The following is a 14129-nucleotide window of genomic DNA, read 5'->3' as shown; positions in this document are numbered from 1 at the left end:
AGACGGGAACACATCCCATGCAGGACAACGAATTCGACGTGGTAGTCGTCGGCTCCGGTGCGGCAGGTATGACTGCGGCACTGACCGCGGCCCGGCACGGACTCTCGGCCGTGGTCGTCGAGAAGGCGAGCCGGTGGGGCGGATCGACGGCCCGATCCGGCGGTGGCGTCTGGATACCGGGCAACTCGGTATTGCAGCGGGAAGCACCGCCGGACGATGTCGAGTCAGCACGCACCTACCTGCGCAGCATCATCGGCGCGGACGTTCCGGACGAGCTGATCGACACCTATATCGACCGCGGGCCCGAAGCATTCGAATTTCTCCGCCGCCACACCCCGCTGTCGATGCACTGGGTTCCCGGCTACAGCGATTACTACCCGGAAGCACCCGGCGGACGGGCTCACGGGCGTTCGGTCGAGCCGGCTCCCTACGACGGACGTGCCCTCGGCAGCGAACTGGCCACGCTGGAACCGGACTATGCGAAGGCGCCGCGGAATTTCGTGCTCACCCAGGCGGATGTGCGCCAGATCCATCTCGGGCTGCGAAATCCGCGAACTCCACTGCGGGCGGCGCGGATCGGCGGCCGCTGGCTCGCAGGTGCGATCCTGGGACGACACCTGCTCGCGCGCGGGCAGGCATTGAGTGCCATGCTGCGGCACGGCTTGGCCGAGGCCGGAGTTCCCCTGCTACTGGACACCGCTCTGATCGAGCTCCGCACCGAGGGCGCCCGGGTTTCGGGAATACTGGTGCGCCGCAACGGAGTCGAACAGACGATCACGGCGCGGCGAGGTGTCGTGCTGGCCTGCGGCGGATTCGAGCACAACGAGACGATGCGCAAGCAGTATCAGCGTGCGCCGATCGGGACGGATTGGACGGTCGGCGCCGCCGCGAACACCGGAGACGGGATCCAGGCCGGGATGGAGCTGGGCGCGGCCACCGCATTCCTGGACGACGCCTGGTGGGGTCCGACCATCCCACTACCCCGCACGCCCTGGTTCTGCCTGTCCGAACGCAATCTGCCCGGCAGTCTCGTCGTCAACGCCGAAGGCCGGCGTTTCATGAACGAATCACTGCCGTATGTGGAGGCCACCCACCGCATGTACGGTGGCGAACACGGCCGGGGAGCGGGTCCGGGAGTCAACCTCCCCGCCTGGTTGATCTTCGATCAGCGCTACCGCAACCGGTACCTGTTCGCCGGTCTGGCCCCGCGGCAGCCGCTACCCCGGCGATGGTTCGACTCCGGCGTATTGACCAGGGCGACAACAATTCCCGAGCTCGCCGCGGCGATATCCGTCCCCGCGGATCAGCTCACCGCCACCGTCACCCGCTTCAACGGCTTCGCCGGCACGGGGGTCGATGCAGACTTCGGCCGCGGCGAGAGCGCCTACGACCGTTATTACGGCGACCCGCGCCAACAGCCGAACCCGAATCTCGGTGCCCTCGAGGTCGCCCCCTTCTACGCGGCCCGGCTCGTCCCCGGCGATCTCGGCACCAAGGGCGGTCTGGTCACCGACCGGCACGGCCGGGTCGAGCGGGAAGACGGAAGCGTCATCGACGGTCTCTACGCGGCGGGTAATGCCAGTGCCCCGGTGATGGGACACACCTATGCGGGCCCGGGCGCCACGATCGGCCCTGCCATCGTCTTCGGCTACCTGGCGGCGCTCCACGCGGCGGGAATGCCGCAATAGCAGCCTCCGGAACCGCGGCCGGGCCTGCCCTCGCTCCCCGCTAGGCTCGCAGCATGAGCACTCGTCACGCTGTTGTCACCGGAGCAAGCTCGGGTATCGGTGCAGCCACCGCTCGTGAGCTGGCCGAACAGGGCTACCACGTCTATGTGGGGGCACGTCGGGTGGAGCGGTTGCGAGAGTTGGCCGACGAGATCGGCGGGACCGCTGTCGCACTGGATGTCACCGACGAGGATTCGGTCCGGGCATTCACCGAGGCGGTGGAGCGGGTCGACGTGCTGGTGAACAACGCCGGTGGGGCGAAGGGGCTGGCCCCGGTAGCCGAGGCCGATCTCGACGACTGGCGCTGGATGTGGGAGACCAACGTACTGGGCACGGTGCGGCTCACCAAGGCGCTGCTGCCGAAGCTGATCGACTCCGGTGACGGGCTGATCGTCACCGTCACCTCGGTCGCCGCGTTCGAAACCTACGACAACGGGTCCGGTTACACCTCCGCCAAACATGCGCAGGGCGTTCTGCACCGCACGCTGCGCAGCGAACTGCTGGGCAAGCCGGTGCGCCTCACCGAGATCGCGCCGGGTGCGGTGGAGACCGAGTTCTCGCTGGTGCGTTTCGGCGGCGACGAGGAACGAGCAGCCAAGGTCTACCAGGGCATCGACCCGCTGGTGGCCTCCGATATCGCGGAAATCATCGGCTTCGTCGCGAGCCGCCCGCCCCACGTCGATCTGGACACCATCGTCGTTCGCCCGCGAGACCAGGCCGGCGCGGGCCGTTTCGCCCGACGCAGCTGAGCGACGGACGTTTCCCGGAACCCCGCCTCGGTTACCCGCCGGCGGGGCCCGGCGGCACCGGGGTCGCCGACACCACCGGTGCCGGTTCGCCCTTGATGGCAGACAAGGTCTTCCAGGTGTCCCAGTCGATGGTCCAGTCGTAGATGTCGCCGTCGGCGGCGGACAGTGCGATGGAGGTCCCCGTCACCTCGACCGGGTCGCCGTACATGGCCGTCGGGAAGTACTGCTGCGCGTCACTGTTGCTCAGGTTGATGCAGCCGTTGGTGACATTCGTATTTCCTTGCGCACCCGATGATTCCGGGTTGGCATGGATGAATTCACCGTTGTTGGAGATGCGTACCGCCCACCGTTCGCGGACATTCTCGTAGAACGGCGGATTCGACATCATGAAATCCTCGTACTTCTCGGTCACCACGTGGATACCCGAGCGAGTGACGTTGCGCGGCTCGTTGCCCTCGCCGTAGCTGCACGGGAAATCGAACAGCGTGGAACCGTCGCGGACCACCTGGACACGGTGAGTGGGCGCGTTCCCCTGCACGACCTGGCGGCGGCCGATGGCGAACTGCGAGGTCAGGTCGGAGTTGCCGTAATCACCCTCGCTCAATTCCAGGCCGTACAGCTTGGCCGAGAAAGTCACCGCGGTGCCCGGCGCCCAGTATTCACGCGGCCGCCAGTGCGCCCGGGACCCACCGTTCTCGTCGGGCAGCCACCCCCAGCCGCCCTCGGTCTCGGGAGTGGTGGTGACCTTCAGCGCCTTCTCGACGGCCTCTTTGTTCTCGACATGCTTCTTGAACTGCAGGATGATCGGCGCTGCGATGCCGACCTCCTGGCCGTCGCCGATATTGATGGTGGCCGACACGACCTGATTCGGCGCCAGCGTGCTGAACTTCCCGTCGATCTGCACGGTCTTGCCGTCGGTGCCGACCGCGGTGCCGGCCCAGGTGTAGGTGGCGCCGTAACCGAGCGGCTCGTTGACCGTGAAGGCGGTATTTCCGGGCGCGAGCTGCCCGGCGACCTGCTTACCGTCCGGGTTGGTCAGCGTCACCTGGTTGATTCGTCCCTTGGCCACCGTGACGGAGATCGGTGTGGTCGGGTTGACGTTCTCGGCGCCGTTGCCGGGCTCGAGCGTCACCTTCGCGACCGGCTCGGACTCCTTCGGCTCGGACGACCCGCCGCCGTCGGAACATCCGACCACCGCTGCGGCCACCGCCAACTGACCTGCCCCGACCAGAACAGCTCGGCGGCCGGTCACTCCTCGAATGTTCACTTCCGCGAATCTACCGTCCAGCAGTGACACCGCCAGACCGCTGGATGGTGGGGTCGGCCACTGTCTAGAGCTGCACGCCCACTGTGACGGGTTCGGGTTCGAGCCGGATTCCGAAGCGCTGTTCCACTCCCGCGCGCACGGTCCGCGCCAGTTCGACCAGGTCCGCGGCGCCGGCCGAACCCCTGTTCGTGAGGGCCAGAGTGTGTTTGGTCGACAACCGGACTACAGAGTCCGGACCAGGGAATCCTTTGCCGAAACCGGCGTGTTCGATCAACCAGCCGGCCGAGAATTTCACCCCGTTTTCAGCGGGATAGGTCACGATAGTGATATCCCCCACATATTTGCGGATCGCGGCGGTCACCTCGGGTACCCGTTCGTGCGGAACCACGGGGTTGGTGAAGAAGGATCCGGCGCTCCAGGTGTCGTGGTCGGCGGCGTCGAGCACCATGCCCTTGCCCGCGCGCAACCGGAGCACCGCCTCGCGGACCGCGGCCGCCGGGCGGGTATCGCCCGCATCGGCGCCGAGGGTGCGGGCCAGTTCGCCGTAGCGCAGCGGTGCACTGGCGCCGTCCGGGTTCAGTGCGAGCTCCACGGCCAGCACCACTGCCTGGTCGGAATGCTTCAGCATCGAGGTGCGATAGCCGAAACCGAGCTCCGCCGGGGCGGCCCAGCGAATATCCCCACTGGCCCGGTCGAGTAGCTGCACCCGCCGCAGCAACTGCGCCACCTCGACGCCGTAGGCACCGACGTTCTGCACCGGCGTCGCCCCCGCCGACCCTGGTATCCCGGACAGGCATTCCAGCCCGCCGAATCCGGCCGCGACCGCCGCCGCGACAACTCCGTCCCACGGCGCCCCCGCCTCGGCCAGCACGTGGTCGGCGCCGAACTCGACCGCATCGGTGGCGATGCGCACCACCACGCCGTCGAAGCCACGATCGGCGATCAGCAGATTGGAGCCCCCGGCCAGCAGCAACACCGGAATTCCGGCGCTGTCCAGCGCCCGGACGGTCGCGACGAGCGCCGCGGTGGTGGTGCAGTCCGCGACCGTCGCCGGACCGCCGACCCGCAGCGTGGTCAGCCCGGCCAGCGATACGCCGGCACGCACCTGCGCGCCGGTCGAACTCAGCAACTCACGCACGTTGTCGAATGCCACCACTCGAGATGTCTGCACACCGCAAGACGGTAGCCTGTCCCACCATGGCGACACCCCTGGCGTACACAGCCCACTACACGCATCCCGCCGCCGCGGTGCGTGCTGCGCTGGCCGAGGAGCAGTACTGGAAGGACCGCATCGAGGAGGTCGGCGGCCCCGGTGCGCGACTGCTCTCGTTCAGCGCCGACGGCGATCGGCTGCGCGCGGAGATGGTGCAAACCATTCCCGCCTCGGAACTTCCCAGCGCCATCACCTCGGTGCGCCCCGGCGATCTGATCATTCCGCGCACCGAGACCTACGCGGGCCTGGCGGGCAGCTTCGAAGCCCATGTGGAGGGTGCACCGGCAACGGTGCGCGGCACCGTCACCATGACCGGCGACGACACCGGCTCGCAGGGCGTCGCCGAGGGTTCCGTGGAGGTCGCGGTGCCGCTGTTCGGTAAGAAGATCGAGGCCGTGGTGGCCGAGAAGCTGCTCGAATTGCTGGCCTCGGAAACCGAGTTCACCAACGCCTGGATCAGCAACCACTGATTCCGTCGATCGAGACGCGGGCAACCGGCGGGCGTTGCGGCGCCGCCCAGTAACCTGATCCCTCATGGTGCGCCGACTCGACTACTCAGCTCGCTTTCCGCTGCACACCGCCGAACAGGTGTACCGGGCCCTGTCCAGCCGCTCCTACTGGGATGCGCGGATGGAGGAAATGCGTAAGCACTCCCCCAACGAAGTGGTCGAGTTGCGGGCGGACGCGAACGGAATCGAGCTCGAGGTCCGGCACCTGCTGCCGCGTGACATGCTGCCCGAGATCGCGCAGACGGTGATGCGCAAGGATCTGGTGATCACCCGTAAGGAGAGCTACGGCCCGCTCGGACCCGAGGTCGAGGGCACGTTCACCGCGTCGATTCCGGGCGGTCCCGGCACCCTCGACGGCACCATGCGCCTGTTCCCCACCGAGACCGGCGCCACCTTGCGCACCTCGCCGGTGGCGAAGGTGTTCATTCCGATCCTCGGCCCGAAACTCGAGCAGATGATGTTGATCAACCTCGTGGATCTGTTCCGCGCGGAGGCTGAATTCACCCAGCAGTGGCTGGAAGAACAGCACCCGACCGCGTCGAGATGAAGCCACTGGGCACGGTCACCCGGGGTACGACCGGTATCAACAGGCTGCGCCGCAGTGATCGCTGGCTGTGCCACGACCCGCTGGTGCTCGAGCGGCTGCGTGCCGCCGACGATCCGCTGGTGGTCGATCTCGGTTACGGTGCGAGCCCGGTCACGACCATGGAACTCGCGGGACGGCTACGACGGGTGCGTCCCGATGTCCGGGTGGCCGGACTGGAGATCGATCCGGACCGTGTGGTTCCCGATCGAGACGGCGTGCGGTTCGCCCGCGGCGGATTCGAACTGGCGGGCCTGCGTCCGGTGCTCGTGCGAGCGTTCAACGTGCTGCGCCAGTACGAGGAGAGCCGGGTGCCGCAGGCCTGGACGACCATCCTGGCGGGACTGACCCCCGATGGCTTACTGCTCGAAGGCACCTGCGATGAGCTGGGACGCCGCTGTGCCTGGGTGCTGCTGGACCGCACGGGTCCGCTCTCGCTCACTCTGGCCTGGGATCCGTTCACGGTGACGAAGCCCTCCGACATCGCCGAACGGCTGCCGAAAGCGTTGATACACCGCAATATTCCCGGCGAACGGGTGCATACGCTGCTCACTGCCGCCGATCGCGCCTGGGCGTATGCGGCGCCGATGGCCGCGTATGGCCCGCGGGTGCGCTGGCGGGTAGCGGCGGATCTGTTGCGCGAGCAGGGTTTTCCGGTGCGGACCTATCGGCGGCGGATGCGCGACTGTGTGCTGTCGGTGCCGTGGGAGTGTGTCGAGCCGGCCTGATTCGTCGGCCGATCACACCGCGGCCAGCGCGCGCCGGACCCGCGCGGCCGCATGCGGTGTGAGATTTCGCCCGGCGGCACCGATGTCGTCCGGTAGGCACCGATGGATCGCGACCGCGTCGGCGACCACTTCGTCCAGCGCCCCTTGCGAGATGCCCGTTTCGGCGAGATCGAGAACGGTGCGCACCGGCGTCGTCACCAGGAACGCCCCGGCCGATTCCACGTCGTCACCGCGTAATTCGCGGCGCAACACCACCAGTCGGGGCGCACCGGGTGCGCGTCCCGCCCGCGCGGACAGATGCAGATAGCGCGGACGCAAGCGGCCCAGGCCGAACAGTTCGGCTGCGCTGTGGTGCGAGACCGCGGCCGCACCGTCGAACCATGCCGACCACATCGCGTACTCGTCCAGCGGGCCGTCGGGCCAGTCGGCCATGCGCAGGATGCCCACACCCGCGCGAACCACCGAGCCCTCGGCGAGAGCTGCACGAATCCGCTGTTCGCATCGGGCGCGCAGCACCAGGCGCGTGGTGAAGTATCCGGCGTGCCGGTCGGCGAGTTGCCGCAGCACCCACCAGCCCTGTTCGAAATCCCGGGGCCGGTTCGCACCCCCGGGTCCTCCAGCACCGTGCGCGGACATGTACCAAGATTACGCTGCACCCATGTGCGGTAAGTCACTATTCGAGACCGCACTGCATGACAAACCTCACCGACTCCACAGAACCGGCTCAGAAAACTCGGGAAGAATCGTTGCCATGAGTTCGCACCCAGCAGACACCGCGGCGCCCGCGCCCGTTCCGGCGGGCCCGCCGAAGCGCCGCAACGGCCGCCGGATTGCGCTGATCGTCGCACTGGTCGTCGTGCTCGCCTTGGTCGGGACAGCGGTCGGTGCCGAAACATATGTCCGGCACAAGAACGAGCGGTGCATCGCCTCTCAGGTCGAACAGGAACTGGGTTCCAAGGTCGACGTCGGATTCGGCCCGAAGCCACTGCTGCTCACCGCCGTGGATCATCGGGTCCAGTACGTCACCGTCGACAGCGACGATACGAACTTCGGCCCCGCCGTGGATATGAAGGTCCACGCCCGGCTGAACGACATCCAGTTGATCGACGGCGGCCGCGGCGGCGCGAATGTGGGCAGCAGCTCCGCGGACGCCACCTGGAGCAACGAGGGCATCGCGAAAACGATGTCGGGCCTGGTGTCGGGCGTGGAGTCGGATCCCGCGAGCGGCACCCTGCGCGCGCAGGTCCTCGGTGGTCTGGCCGCCCTGCAGGTGAAGCCGCAGATCGTGAACGGGAAGATCGAGGTCACCACCGAATCGGCGCAATTGTTCGGCATGGGGCTGCCGACCGATCTGGTCGACGGGATCGTGCAGGCGATGACCGAGAGCTTGCAGACCTACCCGATGGGACTGCAGCCCAGCGAGGTGAAGGTCACCGACAAGGGCATCGAGGTGGCGCTGCGCGGCGGGGCGACCACACTGCCCGGTGGTAGCGGCGAAGCCCGGTGCTGAACCGGCACTGATCTACTCGGGAAAGCCGGCGAGCACGTCGGCGGACCGGGACAGGCCCAAGCGGGTCGCGCCGGCGGCGACGAGTTCGGCCGCGGCCGCCGCGGTACGGATACCGCCGCTGGCCTTGATTCCGAGCCGCCCGCCCACGGTATCGGCCATCAGCCGCACAGCCCGCACCTCGGCGCCGCCCGCGGGATGGAATCCGGTGGACGTTTTGACGAAGTCGGCGCCCGCGCGTTCGGCGGCGCGGCACACCTCGACGATCGCGGTGTCGGACAGGGCGGCCGATTCCAGGATCACCTTCAGCACCACCCGTTCCTCGACCGCCTCCCGCACGGTGACGATGTCGGACAGCACCGCGTTGTAGTCCCCGGCCACCGCGGCCCCGATGTCGATGACCATGTCCACCTCGGCGGCGCCCTGTTCGACCGCGAAGCGGGCCTCGGCGCCCTTCACCAGCGAATGATGTTTGCCGGACGGAAAGCCCGCGACGGTGGCGACCACGAGCCCGGGCGCCCGCACCGGCAGCGCGGACGGCGACAGACAGACCGCGTACACGCCCAGTCGCCGCGCCTGCGCGACCGTGGCGGCGACGTCGTCGGGCGTGGCCTCGGGGGCGAGCAGGGTGTGATCGATCATCGATGCGACCCGGTCACGGGTGAGGGTGTCGGCCATGGGCACACAGTCTGGCACAGGCCACGACGAGCATCCCGTGTCCGAATTCGCGCAGTCCGGGCCGGTTCCGGGCACGGCCCACCGGGCGGCGTCGGTGCAGTGGTCGCGACCTGGGAGGATCGTCGGCATGAGTGGTACTGCGTCAGCGGATGATCGTCGTTTCGTGCTGAGCCTGGGCTGCCCCGACCGGCCGGGCATCATCGCCCGCATCACCTCGTTCATCGCGGAGTTCGGTGGTTCGATCGTGGAGGCCGGGTATCACTCCGACGCCGACTCCGGCTGGTTCTTCACCCGGCAGGCGATCGCGGCCGGGACCGTGCCGTTCGACCTCGACGAACTGCGCCGGCGCTTCGCCGCGGTGGCCGGCGAACTGGGTCCGCAGACCGAGTGGCAGCTGCTGGATTCCGGCAGCCGGCGGCGGGCCGTACTACTGGTCAGCCGCGACGGGCACTGCCTGCACGATCTGCTCGGCCGCGCGGCCGTCGGGGAGCTCCCCGCAACCATCGAGGCCGTGATCGGCAACCATCCCGACCTCGGGGAGATGACCCGGGCACACGGCATCCCCTTCCACCATGTGCCGTTTCCCGCCGATCCGGCCGAACGCGGCCCGGCGTTCGAGCAGGTGCGCGAACTGACCGACTCCTACGCGCCGGACACAGTGGTATTGGCGCGGTTCATGCAGGTCCTGCCGGCACACCTGTGTGAGCACTGGGCCGGGCGCGCGATCAATATCCACCACAGCTTCCTGCCCTCGTTCGTGGGTGCGCGGCCCTATCATCAGGCCTTCGCGCGCGGGGTGAAGCTGATCGGCGCGACCTGTCACTACGTCACCGCGGACCTGGATGCCGGGCCGATCATCGAACAGGATGTCACCCGCATCGACCACGCCGACACCGTGCACGACATGGTGCGCCAAGGCCGAGACATCGAACGCGTGGTGCTGGCCCGGGGATTGCGCTGGCATCTGGAGGGACGGGTGCTGGTGCACGGGCGCCGAACCGTGGTCTTCTCCTGATCTCACCCGGCGGCGCGGCGACCGTACCGCGAGATTTCCACGAGGCGGCGCACCTCGGCGTTGAACTCCGGCGCGGCCTCGAGGTTCGCCAGATGGCCGGTGGCCAGCACGGTGTAGCGATCCAGATGGCCTTGCGCCGCCAGTTCGTCGGCGATGCCCCGCGACATACTCTCCGGCAGCAGTTTGTCGTAGGCACCGGCGACGACGGTGGTCGGAATCCGCAGATTCGCCGCCGCGCCGTGAATTTCGAGGTCGATCAGTGCCAGGGCGAATTTCGCGCGCACCAGCGGACGGCAGGACCGCGCGATGGAAAGTCCGAAATCGACCTGATCCGCGGTGGCGTGCCGATTCATCAGGCGTGCCTTGAATATTCCGCGCACCGGTGCCCCGGCCGGGAACGGCACCGGTCGCCCGAACACCGCGCGCCCGAGCCATGCGGGCGCGGGAATGATGTCGTTGAACAACGGCAGCACCCGGGTCTCGACGGCGATATCGCCTGCGGCGGTGGTCGCCAGCAGGGCCGCACTCGCACGCTGCTGCACCTGGTCCGGATGGAATTTCGCCCAGGCTTGAATGGTGATCCCACCCATGCTGTGGCCGACCAGCACCGCCTTACGGCCGGCGGGCACGGCCGCGTCCAGCACAGCGGCCAGGTCGTCAGCGAGCTGTTCGGCATCGAACCGGCACCTGCCCAGGGTGCTGGCGCCGTGGCCGCGCTGATCGAAGGCGATCACCCGGTGATCACGTGCGAAGGCGTGGATCTGCGGGTTCCAGTACTCGAGGCAGCAGGCCCAGCCGTGGACGAAGACGATCACATCGCCGTCGGGCGGGCCGTAGGCATGCACACGCAGCCGGGCACCATCGGCGGTGGTGACCGGGACGACCTCGGGGTCCGGCACCGGGTTCAGTTCGGCGGTGCGGTAGCTGCGCGAACGCAAGGTCGCACGGTAGCCGCCGGTCAGCGCACCTGCGCCGGTCAGCAGGTCGGCAACGTTGTCGGGCAGGTTCACCAGCATGAGCACTCCTTGCACACCATTGTGTCCCACCGCACGTTACCGCGCTAACAGAGTGCTTGCTAGTGCAAGCACTCTAGAATTTCGTCCGGTTTGCACGGAGCCCCGACAGCTCGAGACGTGGTCACGCGCTGGCATCACGCGCCGCACGGGAGGTGGCGCGCGCGTCGTCGAGGACCCCCGTGAGCACGTCGTTGAACGCTTCGTACGCCTCGACGGTGCCGAGGTGACCGACCGGCAGTTCCACCAGTTCCCGCAACGAGCCCACCGAGCGCAACACCTCCGCCAGCCGCCGCGAATGCACCGGCGGGGTCATATCGTCCGCGGTGCCGGCGACCACCGTGGTGGGCACGGTCAGGCAACGGGTACAGCTCTGCAGGGCCAGATCGGCCAGCAGGAAACCGAACCGCGAACGCACCGCGCTCGGACAGGACCGCACGATCGCCAGCGCGAAGTCCACCACCGGCCCGGTGGCGGCCGCACTCATGATCTGGTGCCGGAAGACCCATTTCACCGGCTCGATCGGCGGGAACACCAGCGGCATGCCGAGACCGAGGCGGCCGATCGGGAACGGCAGCGCCAGCGGACCGCGGTTGAACCGGGGCACGACCGTGGTTTCGGCGATCAGATCTCCGGAGGCGGTATTCGCCAGCACCACCGCGTCGGCGCGGGCGGCGACCTGATCCCGGTAGCGTTCGGCCCAGGCCTGAACGGTCATCCCGCCCAGACTGTGCCCGACCAGAACCGCGCGCTGTCTCGGATGCAGCGTGGCGTCCAGCACGGCCGCGAGATCGTCGGCCAGTAGATCGGTGGTCAGCGCCGCGGTACCGGGATCGCTGCCACCGTGACCACGCAGGTCGTAGGCGATCACGCGATAGTCGTCGGCGAAGGCGTTGATCTGGGGATTCCAATATTCGATGCAGCAGGTCCAGCCGTGCACCAGCACGATCGCCTCGCCATCGGCGGGGCCGTAGCTGTGCACCCGCAGCCGGGCACCGTCGGAAGCGGTCACCCAGGACACCTCGCGGGGTGCGGTGGGCGGATTCAACGCCGGCAGATCGTAGGACCGGGTGCGCAGGGCAGCGCGGTGACGGGCCGACACGTCGCGAATTCGATCCGCGATGCGGGCCACCGCAGCGGGCAGCGTTGCCTGCATGGGACACTCCTTTGTGTGTTACCTACAGATACGGTAACTGTCACGAGTGTCGCTTGTCATCGCGAGCGCGCCGAACAGACCCCCGTCGGGCGCGACCTGCCGACACCTACCAGCGCGGACCGCGCTGGATCTCATCGACCTTCGGGCGCACATCGGCCAGATAGATACCCGTGGCGACGACCGAGATGATGCCGAGCAGCCCGACCGCCGTACCGGCCACCACCAGCAGCCCCAGCGCAACCGCCAGGATCGAGACCCAGATGGGTTTGGTGAGTTTGTCGACCGCGGGGAAGGCGTCCTTGCGCTGGCGTACCGCATGCACCAGAGCGAAGATTGTTCCAGCCATGGCGGCGAGCCACAGCACCCACAGGATTCCGTTCGTCAGCTGGTACACAGCACCCATGATAGAAGCAACGCCCGCATGCGACAGCGCGCATGCGGGCGTGGCATTTGTCCGGTACACCCGGATCGCACATCACGAACCCGGATGACCCCTCGGCCGGCTCTGTTCTCGCGACCGAGTTACTTCTTGGCCGGAGTGGTCTTCTTGGCGGCAGATTTGGCCGGAGCCTTCTTGGCGGGGGCCTTCTTCGCCGGTGCCGACTCGGCCTTCGCGGCCGGCTCGGCGGGCGCCTGCGCCGCGGAAGGCGCCGGCCGCTCGGCATCCTCGGCGTTCACCGCGATCACTTCGGCGTCGACGACCGCGGCGGGCTCGGCAACAGCATCCGGAACCGGGCCCACGGGCCCGGCAGTGCGCGCGGACTCGTCGGCGAGACCGGACCCCACCACACTCTCGATATCGACGGCGCCTTCGTCCTCACGGCCCAGCAGGCCACGAGCCTGATCGGAAACCCGGTTCAGCACGTCTTCGGCGCGTGTGACGACATCGCTGTAGATGTCCTCGACCTTGTCGAAGCGCTCGTCGAAGCCCGGATTGGTCCGCAGCCGATCGACGGTCTCCTCACCACGCACGGCCAGATCCGAGTACAGATCCAGCAACTGGCGGTAGTACTGGTCGACCGTGCGGCGGAACTCGTCCGGGGTGAACCGGTCACGCAGCTCGGCCAGGTCGTCGGGCAGATCCGACGGCAGCCCGGACAGCCGACCGCGCAACGCGTCGATCTGGTCCTGTACATCGGCGGGAATGTTCGACAACCGCTCGCGCGCCTCTTCGACACGGGAGTTCACATCGACGTTCGTGCGGTCGCGCACCCGGTCGACGATGCCGTTGACCGCTTCGTAGAGCGCGTCACCGGCTCCGACGGTCGCGTAGATCGGTTTGGTCACAATGATGTTGGCCTGGGTCATGGTGTTTCGCTCTCCTGGCGTGGCGGAACTTCGGTCGTGCCATCGGTGGCATGGTGCGGAACCTCGTTGTCCCTCCTGCTCCCCCCGGGAACGCTGCCCTCGGAAGGACCGGCAACTCCGGAAACCCCAGCACCCCCCGCTGCGGCCTCCGTTGCGGCTTCCGAGACGTCCCCTCCGATGTCGTTCCCCCCGTTTTCCCGGCGGAACGATTCGTAGATGTCCAGGAGCACCTGCTTCTGCCGCTCCGAGATCTCGGTATCGGCCAGCAGCGCGTCCCGGACCGGGCTGTGCGCCCTCTGTTCGAGGAAGCCGGCCCGGACGTACAAGACCTCCGAGGACATTCGCAGACCCTTGGCGATCTGCGTGAGCACCTCGGCGGACGGGTTACGCAATCCGCGCTCGATCTGACTCAGATACGGATTGCTCACCCCCGCCAGTGCGGCGAGCTGACGCAACGAGACCTGTGCGGCCTCGCGCTGCGCCCGGATGAAGCCTCCGATGTCGTGGGCCGCATTGGCTACACGGCCCGCCCGCTCGTCGGAAACTCCTGGAACCTCTGGTTCCTGTGCCATCACACTGCTCACCTTCCGGCGGTTGTACGGTCGATTCTAAATGAGGGTGCTAACTCTTGCAAGCACTCTGCTAGCACCATTACGGCAAATATCCGGCACGCCGG

The 14129-nt window shown here is 67.9% G+C and carries 16 protein-coding genes; 7 read left to right on the top strand and 9 right to left on the bottom strand.

From position 1 onward, the window contains the following. Positions 1–17: 17 nt before the first annotated feature. Positions 18–1688 (top strand): 3-oxosteroid 1-dehydrogenase, encoded by a 1671-nt coding sequence (gene kstD / locus NV2_RS20585; RefSeq protein ID WP_067876876.1) that lies wholly within the window; start codon positions 18–20, stop codon positions 1686–1688. Positions 1689–1741: 53 nt separating this feature from the next. Next, entirely contained in the window at positions 1742–2476 is a 735-nt protein-coding gene (locus tag NV2_RS20580; protein ID WP_067876874.1) for an SDR family NAD(P)-dependent oxidoreductase, read from the top strand. A gap of 31 nt (positions 2477–2507) precedes the next feature. Here the strand turns inward: NV2_RS20580 and NV2_RS20575 are convergent, their stop codons facing one another. Together NV2_RS20575 and NV2_RS20570 are read right to left on the bottom strand one after the other, a co-directional pair. Continuing rightward, positions 2508–3743, bottom strand: a complete 1236-nt coding sequence (locus NV2_RS20575; RefSeq protein ID WP_067877111.1) for a L,D-transpeptidase — start codon at positions 3741–3743, stop codon at positions 2508–2510. 64 nt (positions 3744–3807) lie between these two features. Beyond that, on the bottom strand, positions 3808–4914 hold the full coding sequence (locus NV2_RS20570) for a UDP-N-acetylmuramate dehydrogenase (protein WP_373863595.1): 1107 nt from the start codon (positions 4912–4914) through the stop codon (positions 3808–3810). Positions 4915–4940: 26 nt separating this feature from the next. Between NV2_RS20570 and NV2_RS20565 the strand changes: the two genes are divergently transcribed. The 3 genes from NV2_RS20565 (at position 4941) to NV2_RS20555 (ending at position 6776) form a co-directional block, all read left to right on the top strand. Then, complete coding sequence (locus tag NV2_RS20565; protein WP_067876867.1) at positions 4941–5426, top strand: DUF2505 domain-containing protein; 486 nt, start codon at positions 4941–4943, stop codon at positions 5424–5426. A 64-nt stretch (positions 5427–5490) separates the two neighbouring features. Further along, positions 5491–6012, top strand: coding sequence for a DUF2505 domain-containing protein (locus tag NV2_RS20560; RefSeq protein WP_067876864.1), 522 nt, complete (start codon positions 5491–5493; stop codon positions 6010–6012). Continuing rightward, positions 6009–6776 carry a methylase gene (locus NV2_RS20555; protein WP_067876861.1) on the top strand — a complete coding sequence of 256 codons (768 nt, stop codon included), beginning with the start codon at positions 6009–6011 and terminating at the stop codon, positions 6774–6776. The genes NV2_RS20560 and NV2_RS20555 overlap by 4 nt, the downstream gene beginning before the upstream one ends. Positions 6777–6788: 12 nt before the next feature. On the opposite strand, the gene NV2_RS20550 is transcribed toward NV2_RS20555, so the two are convergent. Next, positions 6789–7412: a hypothetical protein gene (locus tag NV2_RS20550; RefSeq protein ID WP_067876860.1), complete on the bottom strand. Its 624-nt coding sequence runs from the start codon at positions 7410–7412 to the stop codon at positions 6789–6791. Between the two features lie 115 nt (positions 7413–7527). On the opposite strand from NV2_RS20550, the gene NV2_RS20545 reads away from it, so the two are divergent. Further along, positions 7528–8286 carry an LmeA family phospholipid-binding protein gene (locus NV2_RS20545; RefSeq protein ID WP_084475176.1) on the top strand — a complete coding sequence of 253 codons (759 nt, stop codon included), beginning with the start codon at positions 7528–7530 and terminating at the stop codon, positions 8284–8286. 12 nt (positions 8287–8298) lie between these two features. On the opposite strand, the gene deoC is transcribed toward NV2_RS20545, so the two are convergent. Next, positions 8299–8961: a deoxyribose-phosphate aldolase gene (deoC, locus tag NV2_RS20540; RefSeq protein WP_067876858.1), complete on the bottom strand. Its 663-nt coding sequence runs from the start codon at positions 8959–8961 to the stop codon at positions 8299–8301. Between the two features lie 127 nt (positions 8962–9088). Between deoC and purU the strand changes: the two genes are divergently transcribed. Beyond that, positions 9089–9976, top strand: a complete 888-nt coding sequence (purU, locus tag NV2_RS20535) for a formyltetrahydrofolate deformylase (protein ID WP_067877102.1) — start codon at positions 9089–9091, stop codon at positions 9974–9976. Positions 9977–9978: 2 nt separating this feature from the next. Here the strand turns inward: purU and NV2_RS20530 are convergent, their stop codons facing one another. From NV2_RS20530 to NV2_RS20510, 5 genes are all read right to left on the bottom strand, one after another. Further along, the gene (locus tag NV2_RS20530) at positions 9979–10992 is read right to left on the bottom strand and encodes an alpha/beta fold hydrolase (protein WP_067876856.1); all 1014 of its coding nucleotides are present in this window, start codon (positions 10990–10992) and stop codon (positions 9979–9981) included. 121 nt (positions 10993–11113) lie between these two features. Then, positions 11114–12145 (bottom strand): alpha/beta fold hydrolase, encoded by a 1032-nt coding sequence (locus tag NV2_RS20525; RefSeq protein WP_067876853.1) that lies wholly within the window; start codon positions 12143–12145, stop codon positions 11114–11116. A 106-nt stretch (positions 12146–12251) separates the two neighbouring features. Further along, positions 12252–12548 carry a DUF2516 family protein gene (locus tag NV2_RS20520; protein ID WP_067876850.1) on the bottom strand — a complete coding sequence of 99 codons (297 nt, stop codon included), beginning with the start codon at positions 12546–12548 and terminating at the stop codon, positions 12252–12254. 119 nt (positions 12549–12667) lie between these two features. Then, the gene (locus NV2_RS20515; RefSeq protein WP_067876848.1) at positions 12668–13453 is read right to left on the bottom strand and encodes a hypothetical protein; all 786 of its coding nucleotides are present in this window, start codon (positions 13451–13453) and stop codon (positions 12668–12670) included. Next, positions 13450–14025 carry a helix-turn-helix domain-containing protein gene (locus NV2_RS20510; protein ID WP_067876843.1) on the bottom strand — a complete coding sequence of 192 codons (576 nt, stop codon included), beginning with the start codon at positions 14023–14025 and terminating at the stop codon, positions 13450–13452. Before NV2_RS20510 ends, NV2_RS20515 begins: the two co-directional genes overlap by 4 nt. Positions 14026–14129 lie beyond the last annotated feature (104 nt).

The sequence above is a fragment of the Nocardia vermiculata NBRC 100427 genome, from assembly GCF_001613265.1.
GTDB classification, from domain to species: domain Bacteria; phylum Actinomycetota; class Actinomycetes; order Mycobacteriales; family Mycobacteriaceae; genus Nocardia; species Nocardia vermiculata.
This window is presented reverse-complemented; position numbering and strand designations above follow the sequence as displayed.